Annotated in this window: 33 protein-coding genes; 10 read left to right on the plus strand and 23 right to left on the minus strand. The window is 30.8% G+C overall.

Features of this window, described 5'->3' with window-relative positions:
- The first annotated feature begins 40 nt into the window (after positions 1-40).
- On the plus strand, positions 41-1,021 hold the full coding sequence (locus KQ51_RS00360; RefSeq protein ID WP_052608965.1) for a phosphate/phosphite/phosphonate ABC transporter substrate-binding protein: 981 nt from the start codon (positions 41-43) through the stop codon (positions 1,019-1,021).
- A 64-nt stretch (positions 1,022-1,085) separates the two neighbouring features.
- Here the strand turns inward: KQ51_RS00360 and KQ51_RS00365 are convergent, their stop codons facing one another.
- Complete coding sequence (locus tag KQ51_RS00365; RefSeq protein ID WP_038467550.1) at positions 1,086-1,454, minus strand: hypothetical protein; 369 nt, start codon at positions 1,452-1,454, stop codon at positions 1,086-1,088.
- A gap of 146 nt (positions 1,455-1,600) precedes the next feature.
- Here KQ51_RS00365 and KQ51_RS00370 point away from each other — a divergent pair, with 146 nt between their 5' ends.
- From KQ51_RS00370 to KQ51_RS00380, 3 genes are all read left to right on the plus strand, one after another.
- Positions 1,601-2,896, plus strand: a complete 1,296-nt coding sequence (locus tag KQ51_RS00370) for an acyltransferase (RefSeq protein WP_038467554.1) — start codon at positions 1,601-1,603, stop codon at positions 2,894-2,896.
- Positions 2,893-3,564, plus strand: a complete 672-nt coding sequence (locus KQ51_RS00375; protein ID WP_038467558.1) for a DUF6320 domain-containing protein — start codon at positions 2,893-2,895, stop codon at positions 3,562-3,564. The genes KQ51_RS00370 and KQ51_RS00375 overlap by 4 nt, the downstream gene beginning before the upstream one ends.
- Positions 3,565-3,713: 149 nt before the next feature.
- Positions 3,714-5,051: an APC family permease gene (locus tag KQ51_RS00380; protein ID WP_038467562.1), complete on the plus strand. Its 1,338-nt coding sequence runs from the start codon at positions 3,714-3,716 to the stop codon at positions 5,049-5,051.
- A 29-nt stretch (positions 5,052-5,080) separates the two neighbouring features.
- On the opposite strand, the gene KQ51_RS00385 is transcribed toward KQ51_RS00380, so the two are convergent.
- The 3 genes from KQ51_RS00385 to KQ51_RS00395 form a co-directional block, all read right to left on the minus strand.
- Positions 5,081-7,258 carry a sodium-translocating pyrophosphatase gene (locus KQ51_RS00385; protein ID WP_437178351.1) on the minus strand — a complete coding sequence of 726 codons (2,178 nt, stop codon included), beginning with the start codon at positions 7,256-7,258 and terminating at the stop codon, positions 5,081-5,083.
- A 213-nt stretch (positions 7,259-7,471) separates the two neighbouring features.
- Positions 7,472-7,813, minus strand: coding sequence for a hypothetical protein (locus tag KQ51_RS00390; protein WP_038467569.1), 342 nt, complete (start codon positions 7,811-7,813; stop codon positions 7,472-7,474).
- A gap of 94 nt (positions 7,814-7,907) precedes the next feature.
- Positions 7,908-8,186: a hypothetical protein gene (locus tag KQ51_RS00395; protein ID WP_038467572.1), complete on the minus strand. Its 279-nt coding sequence runs from the start codon at positions 8,184-8,186 to the stop codon at positions 7,908-7,910.
- Between the two features lie 320 nt (positions 8,187-8,506).
- Here KQ51_RS00395 and KQ51_RS00400 point away from each other — a divergent pair, with 320 nt between their 5' ends.
- Positions 8,507-9,439, plus strand: coding sequence for a TRM11 family SAM-dependent methyltransferase (locus KQ51_RS00400; protein ID WP_038467575.1), 933 nt, complete (start codon positions 8,507-8,509; stop codon positions 9,437-9,439).
- Positions 9,440-9,486: 47 nt separating this feature from the next.
- Here KQ51_RS00400 and KQ51_RS00405 read toward each other — a convergent pair whose 3' ends face one another.
- From KQ51_RS00405 to KQ51_RS09720, 7 genes are all read right to left on the minus strand, one after another.
- The gene (locus KQ51_RS00405; protein WP_038467578.1) at positions 9,487-9,666 is read right to left on the minus strand and encodes a hypothetical protein; all 180 of its coding nucleotides are present in this window, start codon (positions 9,664-9,666) and stop codon (positions 9,487-9,489) included.
- 112 nt (positions 9,667-9,778) lie between these two features.
- The gene (locus KQ51_RS00410) at positions 9,779-10,141 is read right to left on the minus strand and encodes a hypothetical protein (protein ID WP_038467581.1); all 363 of its coding nucleotides are present in this window, start codon (positions 10,139-10,141) and stop codon (positions 9,779-9,781) included.
- Positions 10,142-10,162: 21 nt separating this feature from the next.
- A complete protein-coding gene (locus tag KQ51_RS00415) occupies positions 10,163-10,480 on the minus strand; it encodes a nucleotide pyrophosphohydrolase (protein WP_038471436.1) in 318 nt (105 codons plus the stop codon).
- A gap of 46 nt (positions 10,481-10,526) precedes the next feature.
- Entirely contained in the window at positions 10,527-11,576 is a 1,050-nt protein-coding gene (gene rsmH, locus KQ51_RS00420) for a 16S rRNA (cytosine(1402)-N(4))-methyltransferase RsmH (RefSeq protein ID WP_038467584.1), read from the minus strand.
- Between the two features lie 51 nt (positions 11,577-11,627).
- Positions 11,628-12,950 (minus strand): DUF3883 domain-containing protein, encoded by a 1,323-nt coding sequence (locus tag KQ51_RS09245; RefSeq protein ID WP_052608967.1) that lies wholly within the window; start codon positions 12,948-12,950, stop codon positions 11,628-11,630.
- A 14-nt stretch (positions 12,951-12,964) separates the two neighbouring features.
- Positions 12,965-13,354 (minus strand): 8-oxo-dGTP diphosphatase MutT, encoded by a 390-nt coding sequence (gene mutT, locus KQ51_RS00435; RefSeq protein WP_038467587.1) that lies wholly within the window; start codon positions 13,352-13,354, stop codon positions 12,965-12,967.
- Positions 13,355-13,652: 298 nt separating this feature from the next.
- Entirely contained in the window at positions 13,653-13,802 is a 150-nt protein-coding gene (locus KQ51_RS09720) for a hypothetical protein (RefSeq protein ID WP_158497937.1), read from the minus strand.
- A gap of 92 nt (positions 13,803-13,894) precedes the next feature.
- Here KQ51_RS09720 and KQ51_RS00440 point away from each other — a divergent pair, with 92 nt between their 5' ends.
- Entirely contained in the window at positions 13,895-14,824 is a 930-nt protein-coding gene (locus tag KQ51_RS00440; protein WP_038467590.1) for a hypothetical protein, read from the plus strand.
- 70 nt (positions 14,825-14,894) lie between these two features.
- On the opposite strand, the gene KQ51_RS00445 is transcribed toward KQ51_RS00440, so the two are convergent.
- Positions 14,895-15,191, minus strand: a complete 297-nt coding sequence (locus KQ51_RS00445; protein WP_144242066.1) for a thioredoxin family protein — start codon at positions 15,189-15,191, stop codon at positions 14,895-14,897.
- A gap of 490 nt (positions 15,192-15,681) precedes the next feature.
- Here KQ51_RS00445 and KQ51_RS00455 point away from each other — a divergent pair, with 490 nt between their 5' ends.
- The 3 genes from KQ51_RS00455 to KQ51_RS09725 all read left to right on the plus strand — a co-directional run bounded on the left by KQ51_RS00455 (position 15,682) and on the right by KQ51_RS09725 (position 16,932).
- Positions 15,682-16,110, plus strand: coding sequence for a C39 family peptidase (locus KQ51_RS00455; protein WP_038467599.1), 429 nt, complete (start codon positions 15,682-15,684; stop codon positions 16,108-16,110).
- Between the two features lie 14 nt (positions 16,111-16,124).
- A complete protein-coding gene (locus tag KQ51_RS00460; protein WP_038467602.1) occupies positions 16,125-16,583 on the plus strand; it encodes a hypothetical protein in 459 nt (152 codons plus the stop codon).
- Positions 16,584-16,779: 196 nt separating this feature from the next.
- Positions 16,780-16,932, plus strand: coding sequence for a hypothetical protein (locus tag KQ51_RS09725; RefSeq protein ID WP_158497938.1), 153 nt, complete (start codon positions 16,780-16,782; stop codon positions 16,930-16,932).
- Between the two features lie 110 nt (positions 16,933-17,042).
- On the opposite strand, the gene KQ51_RS00465 is transcribed toward KQ51_RS09725, so the two are convergent.
- The 4 genes from KQ51_RS00465 to KQ51_RS00480 form a co-directional block, all read right to left on the minus strand.
- Positions 17,043-17,408, minus strand: a complete 366-nt coding sequence (locus KQ51_RS00465) for a DUF6326 family protein (RefSeq protein ID WP_038467605.1) — start codon at positions 17,406-17,408, stop codon at positions 17,043-17,045.
- Between the two features lie 2 nt (positions 17,409-17,410).
- A complete protein-coding gene (locus KQ51_RS00470; protein WP_038467608.1) occupies positions 17,411-17,818 on the minus strand; it encodes a DUF1801 domain-containing protein in 408 nt (135 codons plus the stop codon).
- Between the two features lie 111 nt (positions 17,819-17,929).
- Complete coding sequence (locus KQ51_RS00475; protein ID WP_038467610.1) at positions 17,930-18,718, minus strand: hypothetical protein; 789 nt, start codon at positions 18,716-18,718, stop codon at positions 17,930-17,932.
- 36 nt (positions 18,719-18,754) lie between these two features.
- On the minus strand, positions 18,755-19,351 hold the full coding sequence (locus tag KQ51_RS00480) for an HD domain-containing protein (protein ID WP_038467613.1): 597 nt from the start codon (positions 19,349-19,351) through the stop codon (positions 18,755-18,757).
- Between the two features lie 163 nt (positions 19,352-19,514).
- On the opposite strand from KQ51_RS00480, the gene KQ51_RS00485 reads away from it, so the two are divergent.
- Positions 19,515-20,894, plus strand: coding sequence for a hypothetical protein (locus KQ51_RS00485; protein WP_038467616.1), 1,380 nt, complete (start codon positions 19,515-19,517; stop codon positions 20,892-20,894).
- 32 nt (positions 20,895-20,926) lie between these two features.
- Here the strand turns inward: KQ51_RS00485 and KQ51_RS09250 are convergent, their stop codons facing one another.
- From KQ51_RS09250 to KQ51_RS00520, 7 genes are all read right to left on the minus strand, one after another.
- On the minus strand, positions 20,927-21,700 hold the full coding sequence (locus KQ51_RS09250) for an HAD family hydrolase (RefSeq protein ID WP_052608969.1): 774 nt from the start codon (positions 21,698-21,700) through the stop codon (positions 20,927-20,929).
- A gap of 130 nt (positions 21,701-21,830) precedes the next feature.
- Positions 21,831-22,658, minus strand: coding sequence for a DUF975 family protein (locus tag KQ51_RS09255; protein WP_052608971.1), 828 nt, complete (start codon positions 22,656-22,658; stop codon positions 21,831-21,833).
- 15 nt (positions 22,659-22,673) lie between these two features.
- The gene (locus KQ51_RS00500) at positions 22,674-23,111 is read right to left on the minus strand and encodes a DUF2752 domain-containing protein (RefSeq protein ID WP_052608973.1); all 438 of its coding nucleotides are present in this window, start codon (positions 23,109-23,111) and stop codon (positions 22,674-22,676) included.
- Positions 23,112-23,261: 150 nt separating this feature from the next.
- Positions 23,262-24,668 carry a signal recognition particle protein gene (gene ffh / locus KQ51_RS00505; RefSeq protein ID WP_038467619.1) on the minus strand — a complete coding sequence of 469 codons (1,407 nt, stop codon included), beginning with the start codon at positions 24,666-24,668 and terminating at the stop codon, positions 23,262-23,264.
- 4 nt (positions 24,669-24,672) lie between these two features.
- Positions 24,673-24,996 carry a YlxM family DNA-binding protein gene (ylxM, locus tag KQ51_RS00510; protein WP_038467622.1) on the minus strand — a complete coding sequence of 108 codons (324 nt, stop codon included), beginning with the start codon at positions 24,994-24,996 and terminating at the stop codon, positions 24,673-24,675.
- Positions 24,997-24,998: 2 nt separating this feature from the next.
- On the minus strand, positions 24,999-25,967 hold the full coding sequence (ftsY, locus tag KQ51_RS00515) for a signal recognition particle-docking protein FtsY (protein ID WP_052608975.1): 969 nt from the start codon (positions 25,965-25,967) through the stop codon (positions 24,999-25,001).
- A gap of 68 nt (positions 25,968-26,035) precedes the next feature.
- Complete coding sequence (locus KQ51_RS00520) at positions 26,036-26,644, minus strand: GNAT family N-acetyltransferase (RefSeq protein WP_038467625.1); 609 nt, start codon at positions 26,642-26,644, stop codon at positions 26,036-26,038.
- Between the last annotated feature and the right edge of the window lie 212 nt (positions 26,645-26,856).

Consider the following 26,856-nt stretch of genomic DNA (forward strand, 5'->3'; position numbering starts at 1 on the left):
GCCCCTAGTACTGAAGAGATAGCTCAATAGGAGGAAGATTTTGAAAAAATTATTTGCATTCGCATTACTATTTGTATCAATTTTTGCTTTAACTGCATGTGGTGAAGGGGAAAAAACTGAATTAAATGTTGTATTCGTACCGTCACGTGACGCAGTAGACATTTTAGCTGTTACTGCTCCATTAGCTGCACAATTAAAAACTGAATTAAACGATTTAGGATATAACTTTGAAGAAATCAATATCACTGTAAGTGCTAACTACGCTGCTGCTGCTGAAGCTGCTCGTGCTGGTACTGCTGATGTTGTATTCTTACCAGGTGGAACTTATGTAACTTATCAAGATGCATTAGTACCTATCTTAGCTGCTGCAAGAGATAGTTTAAATAAAAACTCTGTAATTGCTGCTGACTGGAATGATGGTTTACCAACACAAACTATTGATGGTTCTAAAGATGCTACTACTTACCGTTCAATTATTATTGCTGGACAATCTGCAAAAGGTAGAGAATTAGCTGCAATCATTAATGATGGTGGAGAATTAACTTGGGCTGATCTAGAAAACGCTGCATTCTGTACAGGTGGTTCTACATCAAGTGCTTCTTACATTTATCCTAACTTATGGTTAAATGAACAATTTAGTAAATCAATCGCTGATATGCCTAATGCTGTTGATGCTGGTGGTTATGGTAACTCAGTACAACGTATCGAAGCTGAAACTTGTGACATCGCTGCATTATATGGTGATGCTCGTATGCATAACGCATTTACTGATGGAGATATCTTCGCTTTAACTGATGTTATTGCTGTAAGTGATCCTATCGCAAATGATGGTATTCAAGTTGCTGCACATATCAATGTTAAATTAGCTGAAGCATTACAAATCGCATTCATGAATTTAATTAATGATCCTGCAAATGTTGATATCTTTGATATCTATTCACATTCTGCATATTCACCAATTACTTTCTTAGGGTATGAAGGTACTCGTAAAGTTAGCGATATGGATACAATCTTAGACTAATTTAAATTAAAAATTAAAAATTAAAAATTAAAACCACAACTATTTAGTTGTGGTTTTTTTCTATTTAAACTAGATTCTCTATTTTTTCTTTATATCTTAAGAAGTAATAACCAATAATCGATATAGCACAAAGGAAGCATTCAATAGCATAGAATAACAAACGATATCCTTCTTCAAGTGCTAATCCTAACGAATATCCATAGGCGAAAAACGAACCTACTATTAACAAGCTAAAAATTATCCAATAACTAAAAATATTTGGTTTAGCATAATATATTTTATAAGATATTTCACTTAGTCCATAACCTACTAAATAAATACCTCCAATTGATAGAATTTGCATAAATATTCCTTCATCACTAAACCCCATTACTCGTGAACGCAAGACAAAAACAATAGCTAATACAACCATTCCAATAAGTTTTTTACTCATAATGCCACCTCTTCCTTTAATCCTATAATAACGAATTTCGTTCATACAATCAACTATTAAAGACGATAAATAATAAAATTACTCTATCAAATATAGTAATTTTAATGTATAATAAATTCAAGATACAAATGACCGAGGTGTAGACAATGAATGATCGACATAGTAAATGGTATCGTTTAGACAATCAAGCAAAAATATTTCCTGAGGTATATGGTAAAAGAGAACCTCATGTCTTTAGAATACAGATCGCATTAAAAGAAAAAATAGAATCAGATATCTTACAGATCGCAGTTAATAACTTATTAGAAAGATATCCGATGTTTAAAGTTAAATTAAAAAGAGGTTTATTCTGGGTTTACCTAGATACTAATGATAAACCATTTTATGTTCAAAAGATGACATATAAAGTTGTTGGTTTAATGGATTTCCCTAAACAGAATGATTATTTGTTTAGAGTATTGTACCGTAAAAACACTATTGCTGTTGAAACCTTTCATACTTTAACAGATGGAACTGGTTTAAGTGAATTTGTTAAATCACTTACTTATGAGTATTTAAAACTTAAAGGTTATGATGTTACTCCTGATAACATCATAAGAACAACAAAAGAAAAAGCTTTAACTCATGAATCAGAAGATTCAAGTAAGAAGTATTATTCTAACGCTAATAATAAAAGAGCTAAGGAAGGCAAGGCATTCCGTATAGCGGGTACAGAGACCACAGAGAACGAACTAAAAGTTATTTCCTTAATCTTATCTACAAAAGAAGTAAAAGCCTTAGGGAAAGAAAAAAACGCTACTATAACAGAATATATTGTAGCAGCTATGACTGAGGCTATCTATAAAACACAAGTTCAATATAAAACTCAAGTAAAAGGTAATCAACACCCGATTAAGATCGGTTTACCTGTAAACTTAAGAACAAGGTTCCCTTCAGATACAATGCGTAACTTCGTTAACATCATCAGTGTCGAAGTACCTACACCGCATGATGATGTTACTTTTGATGATATCTTAGAAATAACTAAGAAAGAGATTAAAGAGAAAACAACTAAAGAAGAACTCACAAGAATCATGAGTGAGTATGTATCATATGAGAAGAACATCTTAGTAAGAATTATTCCTAGTATTCTTAAGAAGTATGTTTTAAAGATAGGTTATTCAATGTTAGGTAGTAAACTCCATACAATGAGTTTAAGTAATGTTGGGTTAGTTAAGTTCCCAGCTTCAATGGAACCATATATTCATGATATGGCATTTATGGTTGGAGCTAGCAGAAACAACCATATCAATGTTGGGGTTATTGCTTTTGGTGATAAGTTCAAAGTTTCCTTTAATAGTAATATTATGGAAACAAGTGTCCATAAGGAATTTGTTAGACACTTTACTTCATTAGGTTTAGATGCTGAGATTGAGAGTAACTATATGGAGGAAAACTTATGAAAGAATGTAATAAGTGTAAAATCACAATAGCTACTCATTATACATATTGTCCTTTATGTCATCAGACATTAACAGGTGAAGTTGATCCAAAGTTTGAAGAACTATATGCAGTTAAAGAACATGTAGATCATATTCCTAAGAAAACATATAATATCTTCTTATTCATTGGTGCTATTTCAATTATCGTTTTAGGTGTTGTTAATCTTGCAACTATGAAATACGGATTTTGGAGTTTAATTCCAATTGGTGCAATTATATATATCTTCTTTTTACTTAGATATAGTATCCTTTCAAGAATAAATGCAATGAAGCGAGTTACTGTTACCGGTATAACTTTATTCTTACTTCTACTCTTCATTAATATCTTTACTGATAGACAAACATTATGGAGTGTTGATATAATCCTCCCTTCGTTAATTATGACAAATAACTTTGCAGTATCCTTAATCATGTTAATAAGAAATAGAGACTTCAAAGAATATGCTCTTAGTTTATTACTACTTGTCTTATTCTCATCAGTTCCCTTAATTGCTTATTACACAGGATTAAGTGGTAATGTAATCCTTCCTATTTTTACAATAGCTCAAGGAATATCAATATTAATATTTATGGTAGTGTTCTATCCAAAGATATTAAAAGAAGTTTTACAGAAAACATTTCACATTTAAAAGGTTGCGAACGCAACCTTTTTTTTATGAGATGAATATAATAATATCACTTCGTTCAATTGATTTGCCTGAAAACATTTTCATTCACTAAAACTTTGCTAACTAACTATTTTTTTTATATACTACTTAAAAATAAAGAGGTGATTTACATGAAAGAACTAAAACCTAAGTACGGTCTTTTAACTGCAATATCAATGGTTGTTGGTATAACTATTGGTAGTGGAGTGTTCTTTAAAGCTGATGATGTCCTTGCAAAGACAAATGGAAATTTGGGATTAGCTATTTTAGCTTGGTTAATCGGGGGAGTTATCATGATTTTAGGGGGATACACTTTTAGTCTAATTGCTGGTCGTGTCTCTAAAGTTAATGGTTTAGTCGATTATGTAGAGGCCGCTTACGGAGAAACTGCTGGTTATTTAGTCGGTTGGTTTCAAACAGTTATTTACTATCCTACACTAAGTGGTATTTTAGCTTGGGTAGCTGCTCTTTATACTGATGGGTTACTTGGTTTAGAAGGTACAGCCATTTGGTATTTAGCTGGATTTTATTTGATTAGTATATTCTTTATTAACTATATATCACCAATTCTTGCAGGTAAGTTCCAAGTTGGAACTACTGCATTCAAACTTATTCCTTTAGTATTAGTAGGTGTTGTAGGAATAATTGGTGGATTAATCAATGGTACAACCATTGATAACTTTACCACAGTTAGCACGACAGTAAGTCAAGGGACTGGTTTAGGACTTGCAGTTTTATCTACTGCTTTCGCTTATGAAGGTTGGGTTATAGCTACAACTATTAATAAAGAACTTAAGAATCCTAAAAGAGATTTACCAAAAGCTTTATTCTTTGGTAGTTTAATTGTCGTTGGGATATACTTATTCTATTACTTAGGATTATCTGGTGTGATTGAAAATAGTGTCTTCTTAGAACAAGGAGATCACGCAGTAAGTCTAGCAGTAACAAAACTATTTGGTAGTTTTGCTGGTAGCATTTTAATTGTGTTTGTTATAATCTCATGTTTAGGAACTCTTAATGGTCTAACAATGGGATTATCAAGAGGGATGTATTCGCTTGCTTATCGTGGTAGAGGACCAAAACCAGAATTCTTTGTTGAAGTTGAAGATAAACACAACTCACCAAGACGAAGTGCTGTGTTTGGATTAATAATTTCAACATTATGGCTCCTTGTTTGGTATGGTAATTTCCATGGTTGGTTCGGAGAAGGCAACTTTCTAGATACTTCTGAATTACCCATTGCCTTATTATATACAGTGTATATATCTATATACATTTGGTTAATGAGAACATTCAAAGATTTAAATATCTTTAAAAGATTCGTTATTCCTTCATTTGCCATTCTCGGTTCATCGTTTATAGTTTACTCAGCAATTCAAAAAGATTTATTCATATACTTCTTTATTGCGACTGGATTAATCTTGTTTATAGGATATTTAGTAGATAATAAAAAAAGAACAACTTTGTAAAGTTGTTCTTTTTATTTGTGTTTATTTAATTAAATGATACCCATTCCAAATGCTGCAGCAAATACTAATGAAATAGTTGTCATCAATTTGATTAAGATATCAATTGATGGACCTGCTGTATCTTTGAATGGATCTCCGACAGTATCTCCAGTTACTGATGCTTTATGAGCATCAGAACCTTTACCACCGTATTCACCTGTTTCAATTAGCTTTTTAGCGTTATCCCAAGCTCCACCTGCGTTTGCCATAAAGATTGCAAGCATGATACCTGTCGCTAATGTTCCTGCTAACATACCACCAAGCACTTCTGAACCAAAGACAAATCCAACTGTTAATGGAGTTGCTATAGCTAGAACTGCTGGTAAGATCATTTCTTTTAAAGCAGCGTTAGTAGAAATTGTAACACATTTTGCATAATCTGGTTTCACTTTATATTCTAAGATACCAGGCATTTCTTTAAATTGTCTTCTTACTTCATTAATCATTTTGTTTGCAGCTTTACCAACTGATTTGATAACTAATGATGAGAAGAAGAATGCCAACATAGCTCCAATAATTAAACCAGCCATAACTTCCGGTTTCGCAATATCAATCCCGGTTACTCCTGCTTTTCTAATGAAAGCACTGAATAATGCAATTGAAGTCATCGCAGCTGAACCAATTGCGAATCCTTTTTCAATTGCAGCTGTTGTATTACCTACTGAGTCTAATTTATCAGTAATTGCTCTTACTGATTTATCTAAACCACTCATCTCAGCAATACCACCAGCGTTATCAGCGATAGGACCATAAGCATCAACTGAAATAGTTATACCTGCAGTTGATAACATACCAACAGCAGCTAAACCTACACCTAGTAATCCACCAACTAAGAATGAACCAATAATTCCTGCTGCTAAGATTAAGACAGGAACTAATGTAGATTCCATACCTGTTGAGATACCAGCGATAATATTAGTTGCATGTCCTGTTTGTGATTGCTCAGCAATCCCTTTAACATGTTTATATTCTGCTGCTGTATAATATTCAGAAACTAATCCGATTAAGATACCCACAGATAAACCGATAATTATACTAACAAATGGTGCTAAACCAAATGCTAATTCTCTAACATTCATAAAGATATCATTATGGTCTGTAAATAGTGTTGAACCAAATGTATCTAAGAATAATATATTAATAATTAATGTGAGAACAATAAATAATGCTCCACTTACATAAGTTCCAAGTTTTAATGTTTTAAACGGAGATATTCCTTCTTTACCTCTTACAAAGAAAGATCCGATAATCGAAGAAAATACTCCAGCAAATGCAACAACTAAAACAAACATAATACCGTTCATTCGTTCTGCAGCTGAGAAAACAAGTGCAGCCATTGTAGAAGCTCCGATAATACTTGATACGTATGATTCTAATAAGTCACTACCCATACCAGCAACGTCTCCTACGTTATCCCCAACGTTATCTGCGATAACGGCTGGATTACGTGGATCATCTTCAGGTATTCCTGCTTCTACTTTACCAACTAAATCGGCAGCTACATCGGCAGCTTTGGTAAATATACCCCCACCAACACGTCCGAACAAGGCAATAGATGAAGCTCCTAAACTGTATCCTGCAGCATAAGTGATTGCCTCATAAGCATCAACACCCATAATGATAGATACGGTTATTACTATTAGTAATCCTAATAAACCAAATCCAACAACACCCATACCCATAACACTACCACCTTTAAAGGCAACGTCTAAGGCTTTAATAATTCCGCTATCTTTAGCAGCTGTAGCTGTTCTAGAGTTAGCGTTAGTTGCACTTTTCATTCCTATATACCCAGCTGCTAAACTAAAGAAAGAACCAAGTAGAAATGCTAGTGCTGTACCAATACCAAAGAATAAAGCTGAATTTTCAGTTTGCTCAACAACAATGTTCGAGTTACTATTAGATGTTAATCCAGATAAACTATCATAACCTAAATAGAAACCAATAAAAATAACTGTTGTAGCGATAGCTATATAAGTATATATAACTTTGTATTCACTACGCAAGAAGGCCTTTGCACCTTCCTTAATGTAAGAGCTGATTTCTTTGACTTTGTCATCACCCTCATCATAAGATAAAACCTTTCGATACAAGTATCCAGCATAAACCAATGCTGATAATGCAATAATAAACCCCAAGATTAAATAAATGCTTGTATTCATGTACATACCTCCCAATATTATGTAAAAATTATACTTGAATGATGAAAGCGTTGTCAAGGAATGATTTAGTAGACTAATACATAATGAAAAAATAAAACCAGTACCCCCTTCGTACTGGTTTTATTATGAAACTATTTATATACCTTAATCCGCATGTATTATTGATTAAGTTTGCTAGCAAACTTAACTAATAAGCAATAACTATTTCTTAATATATTTTCAATTTCCATTAACTGTTCTTTTATAATCTTCTCTCACTAACAACTGTAAGTAATAGTGACTTTGTCTAGATTTATTTAAAATCGCTGCTACAGACAAAAATAGTAGTCCATAAAACATAATTACTGCCGATATGCCAAAAGACAAATATTGAGCTGAATCTCCAATCAGGTAATACAACTCTGGAAACTGTTCTGCATTAAAAATACTAATACTACCAAATAGCATAAATGCACCCATAAACATTTGTAGTAAACCAATCAAATTAAAGATTGTTCCTATCATAGTTGCTGATTTTTTATTTAATATTTTTGCCATATTTCTTTCTTGCACTTTTGTCATGTTTCCTCCTTAAAATAATTGCTCTAACAAAGCCAGTACCCCCTTTAGCACTGGCTTTATCATAAAGCTTTATCTCTTCCTTAATCCGTATATATTATTTATCAAGTTTCCCTTTTAACTCGATTAATAAACTATAACTCTTTTGATGCTCTTCTTTGTTTGAAACAAATTTACTATGTTGTATTAAAGACATGTTGTTTTCATACCAAACAATTAGTCTTTCTAATATAACTTTTATTCTTTCAAGATCCTTTTTAGGATCCAAACTTAATAGTTGTTTAGTGTAGGCTTTTATGAAGTTATTGACAGTATAACTAGTAATAGTATTAGCTATGCCTTCTACTTCTAGATAATAAAGATCTGATAAACTCATATATTCTTTTATAAGTGAATTTTTAATGGATAAAAGTTAGATTGTAAAATCTACTTTTATCTATATCTAGGTTATTTTTCATGTGTTATAATATTTAGGTTACGCAAACTTGTGGAGTCATAAGTTCACAATTATGATCACTACAATATTCTGCGCTTACAGATTTTGTTGAACTAAACGCAATTGTAAATATTAGTAAGAACACAAAGAATAATTTTACAATTTTTTCACTTATACTCCTCCTTCTTGTCAATATAATAAAGGAGATACAATAAAAAAAATAGGAACTATTGTTCCCATTTTAAAAAAGGTGATGTTATATGAAAGAATTAAATCATACTTACTTATACTTAATTTCTTATCGTAGAGAGTTTGAAGAACTATGTACTATGGAAATGAGATATATCTTTGGTAAAACTACCAATAACAATTATCACTTAACAAGTGATAATGTTGATGTTTCTATTAGTACTTTTATTAAAGGAAAAGTCACTATAATTTATAGTGATAGAGACATTAAAAATATTGAGAGGCAAATCATTGAAGATCAGTTAACCTTTGATAACTACAAAATCACATATACTAAGATACAAGACGTACCTTATCAAGAAAGATTAGAATCAATGAGAATTCTTGGTTCGGTAATTGAAGGTGACTTTGCGATAAAGGACCCTGATGTTAATCTAATTCTAACGAGAATAAACGATGAATGGATTTTTGGAATAGTAGAGTCTAATTCTAATCTTTGGTTACAAAGAAGAGAGAAGCCATTTAATTACTCAAGAGCATTAGATGTTAAACTAGCTAAAGCATTAATTAATATCGCAGTTAATAAGAACTATGATTTAAAACTTATCGATCCTTGTTGTGGTATTGGTACCGTCTTAATCGAAGGTCGAACATTAGGCATTGATATTACTGGTTATGAGATTAGTCCATTAGTAAAACAACATTGTAATATCAATTTGAAACACTTTGCTTTTGAACCAGATGTAACAAAAACAGATATGCTTAAAACTGAAAAGCATTTTGATGTGGCTATCCTAGATTTACCTTATGGACAATTCTCTCTAATTACTAGAGAAGAGCAAATTGCCTTAATCAAGAAAACAAAAGAGATATCTGATAAATCTGTTATTGTCACTATGGAAGATATGAGTGACATAATGATAGACTTAGGACTAGAAATTCTTGATACTTGTAGAATCAAGAAGTCTAATGCATTCAGTAGATATATTACTGTTTGTAGATAACTTAAAATCAAGCAAATAAAAAACCAGGAATATAAAATTCCTGGTTTTTATGTTTTCTTTCTTGAAAATTCTTTTGAAGATTTACCTGAAAAATTACTTGCGATAGTTCCTTTTTCACGTTTGTTTTTTAAGAACTTAGCACTATTTTTAGATTCACCAATCTCTTTACTTTTTTCAAGATCTTTTTCTTTAGTTTTATGTTTCTTTATTTTCATACTGTTTGACATATTATCAACACCTCCTATAAGGTAGTTTGTGCTTTCATTGTAGCATGATTCAGTAATACTATAAAGATATATTGTAATCAATCATCCTTTAGTCTTACTGATTTTGTGTTTTCTAATTCTTATATAGTTTATTGTCTATTCTAAAGAGGTAATATCCCGTAATGATAAATGCAATCATCGTAAACACAACACTAATAAATATATAATAAAGTGATATTTCAGGATCTTGATTTAGTCCTAACAATGTGCTTAGTGGTGAAAGGATAAACACCAGAAATAAAGCAATGTACCAATAAGAATACTTATTGGACCATTTCTCAAATATCAAGAATGATAAATGACCAAAGAATACTCCTACTAGATATGTTCCTATTACAATTAAAGCTAATACCAAAAACTGAAAGTCAGCAAAGTAACCTAAAAATAATACAAATACAGGTAACATCAATAATACTATTCCAAATAATCTCTTCATAGAAACACTCCATTCATCATATTATAGTTTATTATATTTTTTTGAATTTCCGTACGCTTTCTCCACTGGGTATTTTTCACTATTCTTAACTATCTTCTTTTTCGTTTCTTCTATTAAATCTATATCAAGTCCATCACAAAATAGTAATAGATAACCAAATATATCAGCTACTTCTTCTTTTACATTATTCATATCAGCATTTTCATTTCCCCACTGATAATTTTCTAATAGTTCACTAGCCTCAATAGTTATACTTTTAGCTAGATTTTCTGATGTATGAAATTGTTCCCAATTTCTATCCTTCCGAAACTTCTTTAATAGTTCTAGTACTTCTTCCATTTCATTCATATGTAATCACCTCTTAAAAATATATACATTTATCTTATTAACTCTTTATTGCCCATCTCATCTTAGTAGACTTAGCTCTTCTATTAATATTACATTCTTCTTGAGATGGTCTTATAATTTCTGGAGATATTTCTTTATATACTCCTTGTTTTAATAACCTTTTAAATGATTTTTTTACAAGTCTATCTTCTCCTGAGTGGAAAGATAGAACTACAACTCTACCACCAGGTGCTAATATATCTGGAAGTTTCTCTAAGAAATCATAGATTGCATGAAACTCTTGATTAACATCAATTCTTAATGCTTGGAAAGAACGTTGACATGATTTTTTAATATCATGTTCTCTAGTACTTTGAGGAATAAACTCTAATGCATCAGTAATAACTTCTCTAAGTTTCATTGTAGTATCAATCAATGTTCCTTTTCTTATTTCTGATACTATTGCTTTTGATATCTCTTTAGCATATGGTTCATCAGCATTCTCTATTAGCATACCTTCAAGTTCAGGTTGGGTAATTCTAAGAAGTCTATTAGCTGCGCTAATACCTTCGTTAGGATTCATTCTTAGATCAAGAGGTCCTTCTGTTTTAAATGAGAACCCGCGATCTGGGTTATCTATTTGCATTGATGATACACCTAAATCAGCTAGAACAAAGTTCACCTGATTTGGTTCTTCAAATAGCAAATCAATATCAGAAAAGTTTAGTTGTTCAATAGTAAGGATATCCTCACCAAAGCCTAGTTTTTCTAACCTTGCTTTTGTTTTGGGTAATTCTACTGGATCTATGTCCAAAGCGTAGATATGACCTTCACCTTCTAAACACTTAAGCATTTCTTTAGTATGCCCACCATAACCAAGAGTAGCATCAAGTCCTATTTGTCCTGGCTTTATATCTAGAAATTCTAATATTTCTTTTACCATTATTGAAATATGCATACCTGCTGGTGTGCTTCCCTTTTGGATAACGTGACTAATAGTATCTCCATACTTTTCTGGATTTAGTTCTTTATATTTCTCTTTAAAAGATTTAGGGTATTTACCACTATACCTTTTACGTCTTTTGTGTACTTTATTTTCTTCTGACATTTCTTTTCACCTATATTTCTTGTAGCTCATATTCGTTTGTTTATTACAACACTAATCCTTGATATACGCTTTATATGAACTAGGCTCTAATTCTAATACTTCTTCAAGTGAACCTTGAAGTTTATAAAACAATGGTTTACTTGTATCTAAATTATACACTCTATATACCCAATAATTGTCTTTCTTTTGAATTGAGGTCTCAACTTCATTTCGACTCACATCAAAAGGATTATTGATTCCTAATGTTGTCCCTTTAACCTCAATATACTTTTCAACACCAAACTCATCAAATGATAAAATATCATAACCATAACTATCTGCCTCTTTAGCAACCCATTTTATCTTATCTGCGAGATCTTTTCTTCCTCGCATAATAAGGTAATTTTTCTCATAAGCTTCAACTAGTTTTTCTGCAGCTAGACCTTTCTTGATATCTCGTTCTGCTTTTTTCAAGAAGTCTGTTTTTTTATAATGGACTTTTTTTCTTCTAGATTTAGGTTTGTTTGATTTTAATGGGGGTTTTTGTTCAAGGATTATTAATTCTGCTTCATCTAATCCTTCTTCCTCCATTACTAATTCAATCATCTGTTCTTCATCTTTAGTGACTTCAAACACTTGTTTCATTACATCGGTTTTATATTCATTGCCAATAAACTGGTTTAAATACTCTCCTAAATCAGAACCGATCTCATATAAATACCCAACATTACCGTTTCCTGTTTTGTGATTAAAAGGACTATACTTTTTAGGAAGCATCGGTCTAATTTCATTGATGTATTCTTTTATTTTAATACCATCCTCAATAAAATAGTAATCTACATTAACAAGCCAACCATCTCTTACCCACAAATCATTGTCAAATGGATTAGGAGAGATTATTGCCTTATCTTCTATAGTACCTCTTGCTTTCAATTTGTTCCCTACAATACTATACACAATGTCTCCTGGTTTACAGTTGGTTAATGTTTCCCAGTGAAATAAAGCTTTACTTCCATCTTTTCCTTTTATGGGTGCCCATAAAATCCCTTCACTAAATTCTTCCTTATATGTCTTCCCTTGGAAAACAATAAAATAGTTATGAGATCTTTTACTGTGTTTTCTTACTAATCTAAACTCCTGATGTAATGTTGATTTACTATACCTTGATTCAAAATAGACTACACCGGAATGAGAAGATAATTCTCTATCTTTAGAATGATTAAAAATCGTCTTATTTATCTTTGATGTCTTACTCTCATATTGAGTATAATTCATAAATACATTTTTACCAATATCGCTATTCAATATGTATTCTTGAATATCACTCAGTTTTATATAATCCTTCTCATATAAGTAACTAATAATTAATTCTAACAATATCTCTTCTTGAGTCATATCAATCTCCCCTTTTATAGCACCTCTAGCTTTTTCACTATTGGTATATCAGCTTCCGCCCATTCTAATTGATACAGTTCCATTTTATCTAACCATTTAAAATCCTCGTGCTCATTCAATACTAAATTTCCACTATACTCTTCAATCAAATAGCAATGCATCGTTAAGTGAAATAAATTGTACTGGTGTTTAACAGTAATAAGATGTCGAATAATCACTACATCTATTTCTAGTTCTTCGTTCAACTCTCTAATTAAAGCTTCATTATGTGTTTCACCTTGTTCAATTTTTCCTCCAGGAAACTCCCATTTTAATGCTAGTTCCCCTTTGTTTTTACGTTGACAACAAAGTATCTTATTGTCTTTATTAATTATTACTCCTGCAACTACTTCTATATGCTTCATAAAATCACCATCCTCATTATAACATATACATTTATATTATTTGCATTTGCTTAAGAAAAGACCGACATTGTCGGTCTGATAGTATATTTAATAATCGACATTATGCTAGCTGCATTTCATTTGTGATACACCTCATAGTATCGTATTCCCAAGAAGAAAAACCTTACCTAATATATGCCTTTTGCCAAACCATCACAACTAGTGTAAAAACCCAATTAAGTTATACTGAGGAGTATATACGACAAAAGGTAGATATAAATCTACATTTTATCTTTTTGGGTATTCTTATGTGTTATAATTATGGTAAGTTTGTGCAACTAGTAGGTATAGGTTCTCCTTGTGGTGGAAGTTCACACCATTCAGCTTCAACACTTCTTTGCCCACTAATTCCAATCACAAGACCTAACATAACAAAACCAAATAAGAATAACTTAATTGCTTTTTTCACTTTACTCCTCCTCAAATTATTTACATACATAATATATTTGAGTGAAGTGAAAAAATAGGAACAAACGTTCCTTTCGAAAAGGATGATATTAAATGAATGATTTATTTCTAAAATATGCATACTTCTTAGATAATTTACGAGAAGATTATGGTATCAAGACTAAAGATTTCTGTGAAGATGTTTGTGAGCCAAGAACTTATAGAATGTATATTAGTGGTAAAAGAGTTATGTCCCAGAAAATGATAAATGGGTTCTGTAAAAAACTAAAGCTTACTCCAAATGATTTTTACAGTTCTTTTAATAGAAATGATTATGAGGAGTACATACAGATATCAAAGATATACAATCACCTTACTAATAATCAATATGAGAATGCTAGAAAGCTACTAATTATTTTTGATAAAAAGAACTTCATCAATTATAACGCTCAATTACTATATGATTACTGTATAATCAGATACAATTATAAAACAAATCAAATTGTTAAAGCTGAAGCACTAAATAGGTACTCAAATCTAATTAATTACCCAAAATGTCTCGATAAAATGACCTTTACTATTCAAGAAACATTATCGATTGCAGCAATCGCAGAATTGGAAAATGAGATAAAAGAAGTTACCGCACTCAATTTCCTAACAAAATTCTTATCCTCCCCTAATTTGAATCTTAGTTCTTCTAATCACAAAAACGTCCTTCCAAGTATGTTTAGTCATGTCGCATATCTAAATGGTCTCAATGATAATTTTGAATACAGTTTAGGCGTTTCAAAAAGAGGAATTAGATTTTGTATTGCTAATGACTCTTTAAGAGAATTAGATAGATTATTCTATTATAGTTTCTTATCATGTCTAAGATTGAATCTACCTGAAAAGGATTATTATTGTAGAAAATACATTAACACAGTATTAACTAAGTACTCAGATGAGGAATATCATAAAAAGATAATTAGCATGTTAATAAGAGATACAGATGAATACTACATTCAAAATATATTAAATACCCAATATGATTTCCTAAATTAAAAAAAAGCCAAATGGCTTTTTTTTATATCTATTAGTTGCAACTACATATTTAATAAACAATAATTCAATTCTAACTTAGGTAATCAATAATCACTGTTTCTAAGAACACCACAGTCCTATGTCCTACAAAAGTCTCTACTATAACCCCATCTTTAATGATATAAGTTGTAGGTGTAGAACTAATCCCTTCATCACTCACAAAATCTCGATTAGCTAGATCTGCTGTATCAACATGATATATCTCCATAATGTCTTGATTGAGTGCTACTTCCATAAGATTAGGCACATATGTTTGACAATAAGGGCAAGTATCTCTTCCAATATATAATATAAATTGTCTTATGTATTTGCTTACTAGGTTTTTCAACCCTTAACCTCATATTCTTATGAGCACATAACTCATTCAACAGTCTTCTATCGTTAAATTGATCATTTGTCAGAGGAATTACACTACTATTGCATTTACTTACTAATAAAAAAGCACTTTTGCTTTTGAAAACTTCACATCTATCATCATACATTTCGTTCCAAACTTGTTGATACATAATCAAATCTACCTCCTAGCATATATTTATATTATTACCTCAAGAAACCAATTTAAGCTTACTATATTAGAAAAAGTTATTAATGAATAAAACATTTATTTGAAGCTTAACATTATCATTTCATGCGTTGACAATGATGAATCAACGTGAGATACTTCTTAAGTAAGGGGATAGGGCACCCATCTCCAATTAATACAGAAAAGGGGATTTTTTTTATGCGTAAATCAGCTATTATTTTTCTGTTATTCTTCATGATTACAACTTCAACAACGATAGAGGCAAAATCAGAAGAATATATTATGGTAGAGAAACTTGATTAATGCATTAGCAGATGATATTGGTACTGACAAAGGATTTCTATCAGAAGATGGAACTTCACCTGTAGAGTTCTCTCATGGTTTAACTTATTTTCTTAATCAGACTAGTTATTCTCAGTATGACGCAATGTTCTCTGTAATCAATGACTATGATACACATATGAATCCTATACCAGAAACTGTAAACGAGTATAGTGATTTTCAGCAATTAATATCAAAAGGAAATCCTGCAGTATTGTTTGTTACACACAATATAAATGACCCATTAACTCCCTTTGGAGGACCACATACTTTTGTTGCAATTGGTTACTTTAGTAATTATTATATGGGATCTGGTTTTATAGTATATGATAATGCTGAATTTGGAGAAGTGTTTATTAGAGACAACTATGTTGAATATTTTGGTTTCATTTATGATAGATAGTATTGGAGGGAAAAATGAAGAAAACTTATACTTTGCTTTTACTCATTGTTATGTGTATTGCAATGAGTAGTTGCAACAATAGTGATAATAATGCGTGTACAGATACAACCGGTTATGATGTTGATTTAGATACAATAAGTATTGAAGAAACAACAATATTCTCAGAAGATTATGTGAACGTAGAAGTAGGCTTGGATCCTGAAAAAATATTAGTTTTAGCGAAAAGCATATTAGAATATGCAATTGAAAATAAATGTGACTCTGTACTCGAGCCATATAGTAAGACTAAACTTTTTGCAATCTCAGTAGATTCTAACGAATTTGAAGATATAAACATTGTAATCTATTTGAAAAGCAAATCTATATTTGGTACAAAGTATAGTTTCACTATCGAATACTTTGATGGAATCAACAGACAGATAGTACAGTACACAACTGGATTTAATAATGAAATCAGCTTAATAATTACGTAATTTTTTTGTACTTGTAGTTTCTTGTGAATCAAAAATGTACAATTACCCTTGTGCTTCATTAGTTACTATAGAATTCCATTAGATTTTGTTATTTCATTAAAAAAGACTTTATAAAGAGAACCCCATTTAGTGGACACTTTAAAAAAAGAACTTAAACACCTTTATACTACAATAATAGTATGGAGGTGTTTTTCTTATGGCAAAAAAAGGACAAAAGTTTGTAAAGTACAGTAAAGAGAAAAGATTACAGACAGTAAGCAAGAAAATAAACAAAGGGAAAAGCTATAAGTATTTAGCAGAAAAATATGGGATGAGTTGTACCTCCTCAGTAACTCTATCTTATTTATAATATATATAATAAGGGTTGCTTTCATTCTAAATTGTATTTCCAAAAATCTAAAATGATTAGCATTAAAGATTATACTCTAAATAAAAAAGACCTTCTCAGGTCTTTTTCACTTATAACATCCACGCATAATACACAGTCAGAAAGTTTACTACAAAACTTATCACAAGTAGAAATTGATCATATGGTTTATACCCAGCAATACCAGCTATATTGAATAAGAAAAATCCAACAGCAACTACTATATTAGGCCACTTCATAAAATGAAGTGGTAATAATAGGTTTAAGACAATCATAACAATTGGTATAACCATAATAACTGCCACCATAAACCACATAGATTGTGACATAGGAGAACCATCAATTTCACCACCAACAAAATCACCAGCAAAGATTCTTAGTACATCTCCTAATAAATAAATTAACATCAAAGATATCCAAAAAACTATAAATAATACTTTCTCATTAGCTATTACCATATCTATCTATATCCTCCATATGATGCTTTCCCATCTATAACATCTTGATAATATGTCTTAATTAAATCACCTAATACCACTTTATCAACCTTATCAAAGTTAGATATATAAAGACATGTCTTACCTCTTCTATATTTTCCAAGTCTATCTAAGTAAGACTTATAAGGATCTAATCCTCCAACAGTAAAATACATCGTAACATGTGCTTTAGCTGCGACTAAACCAAGGATACACATGTCACCTTCATTAGTCTTATTGACATAATGAAAATCACCAAATCCAATCCATGTATCCTCCCATAACCTTGGTTCGTCTGGGACATTCTCTTTTATTAGTTCAAAGATAGCATGAGTATCTTTTTTTCTCTTAGTACTCTCTACTTCATTTATTCTACTTGTTATATCGCTCATAAAAACACCTCATTCAAAAATAGTATATCACTTATTTTTTGAATGAGGTGTTCAATTGCATTTTGATTAATATCTTATTGAATCATATTTTACTACGAATAATAATCCACTTTAGTCGAAAAAAGGTAGTTCTTCATTTAATAAATCATCAGGGAATGTAACACTTGTATTATTAATAAAATTAAATCCTATAGTATAAACTATTGATTTATCTTGTCTCCGTTTGACCTCAATCTTACTAATGTAATATCCATCATATTCAAATTGAATAATAATTGTCGGTTCATACTCTATATCACATATAGATGACTCGAATGAATGCTCACAGTTTATCATATCAATGTTACTATATAGTTCTTCAAAGCCCCCACTAATTCCTATCTGTTCATCACCCATTAAAACAGTTTCCCATTCTGAATTAGTCTTACTGGCACAATAAAGATACCTGTCAGTACCGACATAACAATACTCTTCTCCTATATACTTATCTATATGTAAATATTCTCCATCTACTTTTATAGTAACCGAGCTACCAAAAACAGAAGGTGTTTCTTCAATAATGGTATACGAGCTGATTGTATTCATAAGAAATGTTCTTGCTTGGATTGGACTATATGTCCATAAGTATGCAGACCCAATAATCGATAGTATTAATCCAATACTATATAGATACCAAAACCCATCCCAAAACAATGGAGGGAAATCATATTTAACTGGTTCAATTCTAACGTGATGACTATAGATATAATATGCAATTATAATTGTTAAAGTAACAATGAATAACATAATCAAACCAATATAAGACACCATATTAAAAGTCAGTATTAGATAAATAACAATTGAAACATTAAATATTTCAACAACAATAAACTTCCATAAATCAATTCCCTTTAGTTTCATAAAATCCTCCTCTTTATATCCTATGTTTATAATATACTATTTAATGTCCTCAAGTTTCCATTCTTTATGAAACTGTGTTGAAAATTCCACCATAAATTTATGTCTTGATTCTGCAATTTCTTTAGCTTCTTTTGTATTCAACCTATCTTTAAGTAATAGTAATTTATCATAGAAATGAGCAATACTACATTCATCATTTCCCTCTTCATATATTTTTCGATTCATAGAACCGCCATAGGCAAAAGTTCTTGCAATTGCGATAGCTCCAATCGCATCAATGCGATCGGCATCTTGGACAATCTTTCCTTCTATCGATTTTGGAGTCCTACCAGAAGAGAAAGACATGTTCTCAATAATATCAAAAACATCCTCTATAAAGTCATCTTTATATCCTATTGTAGACAGTTTAAATAATAACTCTTTCTTAGCTTTTCCAACATCATCTGCAACTTTTTTATCGATGATATCATGTGTTAACGAAGCAACTTGAACTACTTCTAAATCACAATCAATATTCTTACTTATCTGTACTGCTATTTTTAGCACTCTCAAAGTATGCTCAAAGTCATGTGCTGTAATTTCCGTTATTAGTTTTTCTCTAGCATATTGCTCTACTTCTTTTGTTCTACTCATAGTTTTCTCCTAGTTTTTGAATGTCAGTTCAATTATCTTTATTATACTATTACTAGTGATATTTCTACATCATTTTTTTAGAATCATAGTATATTGCAATAATGCAAAAGAATATTGACACATATATGATATAATTGTAATAAAAATAAAGGGGTGCTAAAACATGGCAAGATTAACTATGCAATGTGAAAAATGTGGGAAAAGTTTTGAAATCGACAGTCAAAGAGATTTTGCTTTTTGTGTTGAATGTGGACATAAAAATATCCTTAGACAGTCAAAACCAATACAAACTGAAAACAATTCTAATGAAAAAGTAAATTTAGGAAAAAAATATTTTAAATCAGGAAACTATGCTCGAGCTTTTGAACTTGCTAACGATGTTTTAGTTTCATCTCCAATGGATATAGAGGCAAATATTCTTTCAATCAAATCAGCTATAGAGATTGATAACGCTAATGAATCAACATTTACAGATCCAATCGTTGATTGTCATGTCGAAGAAATATTACAACACACAAAAGATTTCTTAATCCTTAATGATTATAATGTAGGTAATCATATTAATGAAATAGGTGAACCACTAATTCATTACTTCCATTCCGTACTAAGGTGGCTTGCAGCTTTCCAACATGACAACAGATTTGAGGATGTAGATTTTAGTAAAAGTTTCTTTTCAATAATCGAAATCTATCTTGATTTATTATTTGACATAGAAACCCATTTTAAGGACATTGATTTCGGTAGCACCGAAGAATGTAGTGATTTGTTTATACACATATATGATGAACTCGTTGATGATCCTAGATGTTATTATTTAAACGATAGTGATGAAACCGATGATAACCGAAGATTCTACAGTTTAAGATTTGCCATCGAATTTGGTAAGTCAATAGTACACACGTACGATCTACCAATAGGAATTAAGGCAAAATACTTAAATGGTCTTTGTAAAATTATGGAAATGTATTTTCCGTTTGCCCAAGCAATTGGAGAAGATGATATGGTTAAAATATGGTATGACAGATATCAAGAAGAAATATCTAATTTTGATTTTAGTAATTTGGATAAAATCAGAGCGAAATACGGTTTAAGTTTTAATACACCACCAAAAAATGCAATTTCTCATGTATTGATTCATAATCCAAGTAATGATTCTGATAGTTCTATTCACTTCAAAAATCAAATTACACAAAAAATGATGGACAATTTTATATCAAAATTTAAAAACTTCTCATACAATGATGGAGATGATGTAATAGCTCTAGTTGATACAACTGTACTGGGTTCATGTAAAAAGGGAATGCTAATTACAACTTCGGCTATGTATATCAATGAGGGTAGTCTAAAATCACTTACAATACCATTCTCTAGTATTACTCAACAATTGAGTCTATATACAGATAGTCCTAAAAAAAGATCTATTGAATACAAAGCAGATGGTTTTAATTTCCGATTAACTTTGGACAAAGCTTTCTATGGAGATGATGCTAGAGTAGAATCATTATTTGACATTCTAGAATTATCTACCGCACACGTTTACTAATAAAAAATCACACTTTAATAGTGTGATTTTTTTTATATGTATCCCAATTCCTTAACTCCATTATAAACTCCATTTTCATAAGAAGGAGTTGTTAATTTATCTGCAGCTTTCTTAGCACTTTCAACAGCATTACCCATCGCAATACCAATCCCTGCTTCTTTAAGAAGATCTCGATCATTGTCACCATCGCCAAAGGCAATAGTATCTTTCATATCGATATTGAATATCTTAGCTACTTCTTTTAACATTATCCCTTTGTTAATTTTAGGGATAGTTATATCATAAGCAAATTCACCAAGTGAATGAACTGAATAGTTCTTTTCTAATTCACTAACAACCTCAAGAGCATTTTCACCTTCATATAAACTAAACTGGTAAACAGGTAAAGTTCTAAGATCACTTTTCCTTTCCGGAGTGATAACTCGGTATGCTTTAATAATTCTTTGAACATTATCAGCCATTGGATGTGGCGAATATAAATGATGTTCAGTTGTTATCCCATATTTCAAATCTAAATCATCAAACAAATCACATAAGTGATTTTTTTGTTTCTGTGAGAACTGGATATCATAAACCTTTTTACCATCAATTTCTAAGTAACCACCGTTAACATAAATAACAAAATCAAAGTCTTCAGGATTTAAAGCTTTTTGAAATTGTGATTGATTACGTCCTGTAGCTACGCCAACAACATGTCCTTGTTTCTTAAGGTGTTCAATTGTATCCAAAGCACTTGCTGGTACTTCATTATACTTATGATCAAGTAATGTTCCATCTACATCAAAGGCAAAGAGTTTTTTAGTCATAATAACTACCTCCATTTTCCATAGTCATTATAAAACTAATACCAAGTATAGCAAAGACCAAATCTTTGCAGAAAGGCAATCTTGTTGTATGCAAAAAGAAAACCACACTAATTAAAGTGTGGTGAAATTATTAATATTTATTATACTCTCTAGTCTCAAATGGATCGACTTCTTCTTTCGTTTCAGTATTACTTACTTGATCAAAATCTCTACCTGTTGCATCACCATTCTCAATTCTTATTTCAAGATATAAGTTTGTTCTTGAAAGTGTTTCATAAGGAATTACATAAAACAATAGTAAACCACAAGTTGGGACAGATAAGAAATACCATCCAATAAAGAATAAATTCATTCCAATTATTCTAAAGAAATTTCCCTTTGTGTATATAAACGATTTAGTAAAGGCTTCTTTAACCCCTACTTTTTGATCAATTATAATAAATGCTACATAGATAATCTTGTATGTAATAAACATTAGTAAAATAACAACAAGTACCATACTACCAACATATCCCCAAATAAATCCTAATAATTCAGGTGAACTTCCTTGGAAATTTTGAATTAAATTACTAAATGTATCCTCAGAAACAATCCAAGCATCAAAAAATATTTTATTAATTGGTAATGTTATTAAAAGTGATATAACTTGCATGATAATAACATAGTACATAACATTTAATAAACTTTCTCCAGGTGATAAAGACTCATCAAACCCTGCATTCTTAGCTCCGTGAGCTAAGTTTAAAGACATTTTTGCTACCATAAATGTTGTTATGATAGAAAACCCTACACTAACAATTAAAGAAATTACATAAGACTGTCCAATCAAAGTTCCAATTATCATGTTAGCTATACCAACAATGATTCCCGGAACCATTGTTGCTAAGATTCCTTGTCCATAATTACCACTTAATTGAACTTTAGTTTCTCTTCTAATTAAATCATTACTTTTCATCATATAAATCTCCCCTTTTTAATTTGTTGTAAAAAAATGATCCATTGGTTCTACGGATGGATAATACATATACATCCTATAAATATAAACTCCTATAAATAAAGTAACGATAATACCCCAGAATACTTTTGATTTAAATAATGTATTAAATACCCCATACCCATTAAATAATAATATAGAGAATATAATAGGCATAATAAATACCAAAGGATGATAAAATGCTGCCTTCTCAAATTGTAGTGTTAAAAGGTAATAGGATGCTCTTGTCATTCCACAACCGGGACAAGGAATTCCTATAGTTCTTTTAATCAAACAATTTGGTCCGTGAGGATCAATCAATTGAAAAGTTAATAAATATAAAATAATCATCAAAATTATGATTTTATATTTATTAAGATTTCTCTTGCCTTCAAAATACATTAATTTTAAATTCATAACTAATTTATCGATAACCATCACTCCAAAAAAAAGAAGTCTGTAAAGACCACCTATCTATGTCACCTCTACTCCACTATTATATCATAAACTTATTAGGAATTATTATAGTTTCTTTTTCTAGTCCAAACGTACTGTTTAGGCTGTTAGCTGTATAAAAAATAAAACGACTTAGAATCTAAGTCGTTTTTTCTTTTTACCTTTTTTAATCTTTTGTCCTGGTTGTTGCATTTGACGCATTGCTGCCATTGGGTCTTTTGTGTTCATCTTACTTGGATCCATACCACCCATTTTTTTCATCATTGCTTTTTGTTGGTCTAGTGTTTGAATTAATCGATTAACTTCAGTAACACTTCTACCACTACCATTAGCTACACGTCTTCTTCTTGAAGAAGAACGTGAAACAAGTGTTGGATCTTTTCTTTCTTTCTTAGTCATTGAAGAAATCATCGCTTCAATATAGACTAATTGCTTTTCATCTATGTCTTGTCCTTTAAGTGCTTTTCCCATACCAGGAATAAGTTTCATGATACCACCTAAAGAACCCATTCTTTTAACCATTTTTAGTTGTTTGATGTAGTCGTTGTAGTTAAACTTACCACTCATCATTTTTTCCATCATACCCATCATATCGTCTTCGTCGATATTCTCGGTAACTTTATCAACTAAAGTCATTACATCTCCCATACCTAAAATACGTGATGCCATTCTTTCAGGATGGAATACTTCTAATTGATCTAACTTTTCTCCCATCCCCATTAATTTAATTGGGATGTTTGTTACTTTTCTTAAACTAAGTGCAGCTCCACCTCTAGTGTCACCATCAAGTTTAGTTAATATAGCTCCAGTTACACCAAGTGTACTATTAAAGCTTTCAGCAACAGTGACAGCGTCTTGTCCTGTCATTGCATCAACAGTTAACAATACTTCATCAGGTTTTAAGAACTCTTTAATATCAACAAGTTCTTGCATCATTGATTCATCAATGTGCAAACGTCCTGCGGTATCGGCAATAACTAAATTATTACCATTTTCAACAGCAAACTCCATTGCTTTTTTAATAATAGTTTGCGGTTTTTCTTTAGTACCCATTTCAAAGACATCAACACCAAGTTGATTACCTAAAGTCACCAGCTGTTCAACAGCTGCTGGACGGTAAACATCAAGTGCTACTAATAATGGTTTTAAATTATTGTTCTTTCTTAAGAACATTGCTAATTTACCAGTTGTTGTTGTTTTCCCAGCACCTTGTAAACCAACCATCATATATTTAGTAATACCAATCATATTAATTGTTAAAGGTGTTGCTTCTTCACCCATAACTTTCTTAAGTTCATCATTTACGATTTTCACTACTTGTTGTCCTGGGTTTAATCCTTTTAAGATCTTTTCACCCATAGCTTGCGATTTAACTTCTTTTGTAAACTCTCTTACAACTTTATAGTTAACATCCGCTTCAAGCAAGCTTAAACGGACCTCTCGCATCATTTCTTCAATATCATTCTCAGTTAGTCGCCCACGCCCAGTAACTCGGCGCATAGCCATTTGCATGCGATCTGATAGATTCTCAAACGCCATAAAATCACTCTACCTTTTCAAGCTCATTAATTAGATTAGTAATATCTTCGTTGTCATTTATATCTCTAATTTTACTAATAATTATTTGTCTTTTCTTATTTTCTTCTTTTAAGTGCAGAGCACTTTCAAGATCATTTAATTTTTTAGCAGTTCTTTTTAATAAGTCATGGACTGCGTTTCTACTAACATTGTTATTATCACTAATTTCTTGTAGTGAATAATCATCATAGTAATAACTTTCAAAATAACTCTTTTGTTTATCGGTTAATAACTCTTGGTATAAATCATACAAACTTATTAGTTCAATTGATTTTTCTAAAATATTCATTTTTAGAAAATATCCGAGAACATACCATAGATATACTCTTCGATATCAAAATGTTCTAAATCATCTATTTTTTCACCAAGACCGATATATTTAATAGGTGTACCTATTTCATCTCTAATAGCTAAAACAATTCCACCTTTTGCTGTTCCATCTAACTTTGTTAAAACAATACCAGTTATATTTGTTACTTCATTAAAGATTTTCGCTTGCGATAATCCGTTTTGTCCTGTTGTAGCATCTACTACTAATAATGTTTCATGAGGTGCTTCGGTAATTTCACGAGAAATTACCTTATTGATTTTTTCTAATTCTTTCATTAAGTTCTTCTTATTTTGTAGTCTTCCTGCAGTATCACAAAGAATTAAATCAATATCATTTTCTTTAGCATAATTAATGGCGTCATACATAACACTTGAAGGATCACTACCTTCATCTTTACAAAAGAAATCAGCATTAACTCGTTCTGCCCAGATCTTTAATTGATGAATAGCTCCTGCTCTAAATGTATCACCTGCAACCATTAATACTTTCTTACCTTTTTTAATATACTCATAGGCAACCTTACCGATTGTAGTTGTTTTACCTACACCGTTAACTCCCACAAATAAAACGACATTTATACGATCATTTCTTATATCTAAATTTGAAGAAACAACTTCATCATTAACATAAACTTTGAACATTTCTTCAACGATTAATTCTTTTAAATCTTCTGTTTCTTTAATCTTTTTAACTTCAACACTTTCGCGTAAATGATTAGTGATTTTCAAAACAGTGTTCACACCAATATCAGCCATAATAAAGATTTCTTCTAATTCTTCAAATAAGTCTTCACTTATTTCATTTGAAGAATCAAGCAGATTCTTTAAGTTACTTAGGACACTACTTCTTATTTTTTGCATTCCAAGTTTATATTTTTGTGCTTCTAATTTCTTCTCTTTTGAACGAAATAGATTATTAAAAAATCCCATCTAAACCACTTCTTTCTTTAAGCCACAAAATATTATAACATAACACTATTTCTAATACAAAATATTTGTTACAGACTCATTTCCATCTTGTGATCAGCGTTTGCCTCTAGTCTTCTTCTAACATATTTGGGGAACTTGTTCTCTTTAATAAATATGAAACCAAATCTTTCATACAGTTGTCTACCACGTGGATTACTATCTAGTACATTTAAAGAGAATCTTTTTTTATTCATTTCTATAGCTAAATTTTTACCAAAATTTAGTAATGCAGTTCCATTCCCTTTACTTCTAAAGTTCTCGTCAACTACTAAGTAATCAACATATAATTCATCACATGCAATTTTTACATTAAGTGCCTTAAACAGCATAAATGCTTTTATAACTTTAAGGAATCCGTATTCCTTAAAGACTTTCTTAAGACTAATACTCATACCTTCATTTTTAATCTCTGTAGCATTCAACTTCATGACACCAGTAATACTACTATCAAGTTCAACAACGTATAAACCATCATTATAAGCTTTATTAATCAATCCGAAGTCTTTAATAAACGCTGCACCTTTTTCAAATGGTGTTCCAATAAAAGGTGAAAATATCGAATGAAATAACTGATTTGCTAAAATAGTTACTTGTTCATAATCTTCTTCTTGGTACTCTCTTATAACAAATTCACTCATAAAAACCACCTCAAAACCATTATAACATAAAAAAAATCCCTATAAAAAGGGAAAATCCGCCTCTCGGCGGATTAAGGAAGGGGATGTGTGAATAATTAAATTATTCACCATGCTATGTAAGGGATAAGTTGCGACTAAGTCGCATATTTAATATACCAAAATTGAATTAATTTGTCAACTATTAAAATTATTTTAGAGTTAAGTAAACCAGT

Source organism: Candidatus Izimaplasma bacterium HR1, assembly GCA_000755705.1.
Lineage (GTDB): Bacteria > Bacillota_I > Bacilli_A > Izemoplasmatales > Izemoplasmataceae > Xianfuyuplasma.

What these genes read in the sequence shown, in the direction of transcription:
- KQ51_RS00365 (WP_038467550.1), bottom strand. Translation starts at nt 1,454, where the DNA reads ATGAGTAAAAAACTTATTGGAATGGTTGTATTAGCTATTGTTTTTGTC.
- KQ51_RS00370 (WP_038467554.1), top strand. Translation starts at nt 1,601, where the DNA reads ATGAATGATCGACATAGTAAATGGTATCGTTTAGACAATCAAGCAAAA.
- KQ51_RS00375 (WP_038467558.1), top strand. Translation starts at nt 2,893, where the DNA reads ATGAAAGAATGTAATAAGTGTAAAATCACAATAGCTACTCATTATACA.
- KQ51_RS00380 (WP_038467562.1), top strand. Translation starts at nt 3,714, where the DNA reads ATGAAAGAACTAAAACCTAAGTACGGTCTTTTAACTGCAATATCAATG.
- KQ51_RS00385 (WP_437178351.1), bottom strand. Translation starts at nt 7,258, where the DNA reads ATGTACATGAATACAAGCATTTATTTAATCTTGGGGTTTATTATTGCA.
- KQ51_RS00390 (WP_038467569.1), bottom strand. Translation starts at nt 7,813, where the DNA reads ATGACAAAAGTGCAAGAAAGAAATATGGCAAAAATATTAAATAAAAAA.
- KQ51_RS00395 (WP_038467572.1), bottom strand. Translation starts at nt 8,186, where the DNA reads ATGAGTTTATCAGATCTTTATTATCTAGAAGTAGAAGGCATAGCTAAT.
- KQ51_RS00400 (WP_038467575.1), top strand. Translation starts at nt 8,507, where the DNA reads ATGAAAGAATTAAATCATACTTACTTATACTTAATTTCTTATCGTAGA.
- KQ51_RS00405 (WP_038467578.1), bottom strand. Translation starts at nt 9,666, where the DNA reads ATGTCAAACAGTATGAAAATAAAGAAACATAAAACTAAAGAAAAAGAT.
- KQ51_RS00410 (WP_038467581.1), bottom strand. Translation starts at nt 10,141, where the DNA reads ATGAAGAGATTATTTGGAATAGTATTATTGATGTTACCTGTATTTGTA.
- KQ51_RS00415 (WP_038471436.1), bottom strand. Translation starts at nt 10,480, where the DNA reads ATGGAAGAAGTACTAGAACTATTAAAGAAGTTTCGGAAGGATAGAAAT.
- rsmH (WP_038467584.1), bottom strand. Translation starts at nt 11,576, where the DNA reads ATGTCAGAAGAAAATAAAGTACACAAAAGACGTAAAAGGTATAGTGGT.
- KQ51_RS09245 (WP_052608967.1), bottom strand. Translation starts at nt 12,950, where the DNA reads ATGACTCAAGAAGAGATATTGTTAGAATTAATTATTAGTTACTTATAT.
- mutT (WP_038467587.1), bottom strand. Translation starts at nt 13,354, where the DNA reads ATGAAGCATATAGAAGTAGTTGCAGGAGTAATAATTAATAAAGACAAT.
- KQ51_RS00440 (WP_038467590.1), top strand. Translation starts at nt 13,895, where the DNA reads ATGAATGATTTATTTCTAAAATATGCATACTTCTTAGATAATTTACGA.
- KQ51_RS00460 (WP_038467602.1), top strand. Translation starts at nt 16,125, where the DNA reads ATGAAGAAAACTTATACTTTGCTTTTACTCATTGTTATGTGTATTGCA.
- KQ51_RS09725 (WP_158497938.1), top strand. Translation starts at nt 16,780, where the DNA reads ATGGCAAAAAAAGGACAAAAGTTTGTAAAGTACAGTAAAGAGAAAAGA.
- KQ51_RS00465 (WP_038467605.1), bottom strand. Translation starts at nt 17,408, where the DNA reads ATGGTAATAGCTAATGAGAAAGTATTATTTATAGTTTTTTGGATATCT.
- KQ51_RS00470 (WP_038467608.1), bottom strand. Translation starts at nt 17,818, where the DNA reads ATGAGCGATATAACAAGTAGAATAAATGAAGTAGAGAGTACTAAGAGA.
- KQ51_RS00475 (WP_038467610.1), bottom strand. Translation starts at nt 18,718, where the DNA reads ATGAAACTAAAGGGAATTGATTTATGGAAGTTTATTGTTGTTGAAATA.
- KQ51_RS00480 (WP_038467613.1), bottom strand. Translation starts at nt 19,351, where the DNA reads ATGAGTAGAACAAAAGAAGTAGAGCAATATGCTAGAGAAAAACTAATA.
- KQ51_RS00485 (WP_038467616.1), top strand. Translation starts at nt 19,515, where the DNA reads ATGGCAAGATTAACTATGCAATGTGAAAAATGTGGGAAAAGTTTTGAA.
- KQ51_RS09250 (WP_052608969.1), bottom strand. Translation starts at nt 21,700, where the DNA reads ATGACTAAAAAACTCTTTGCCTTTGATGTAGATGGAACATTACTTGAT.
- KQ51_RS09255 (WP_052608971.1), bottom strand. Translation starts at nt 22,658, where the DNA reads ATGATGAAAAGTAATGATTTAATTAGAAGAGAAACTAAAGTTCAATTA.
- KQ51_RS00500 (WP_052608973.1), bottom strand. Translation starts at nt 23,111, where the DNA reads ATGGTTATCGATAAATTAGTTATGAATTTAAAATTAATGTATTTTGAA.
- ffh (WP_038467619.1), bottom strand. Translation starts at nt 24,668, where the DNA reads ATGGCGTTTGAGAATCTATCAGATCGCATGCAAATGGCTATGCGCCGA.
- ylxM (WP_038467622.1), bottom strand. Translation starts at nt 24,996, where the DNA reads ATGAATATTTTAGAAAAATCAATTGAACTAATAAGTTTGTATGATTTA.
- ftsY (WP_052608975.1), bottom strand. Translation starts at nt 25,967, where the DNA reads ATGGGATTTTTTAATAATCTATTTCGTTCAAAAGAGAAGAAATTAGAA.
- KQ51_RS00520 (WP_038467625.1), bottom strand. Translation starts at nt 26,644, where the DNA reads ATGAGTGAATTTGTTATAAGAGAGTACCAAGAAGAAGATTATGAACAA.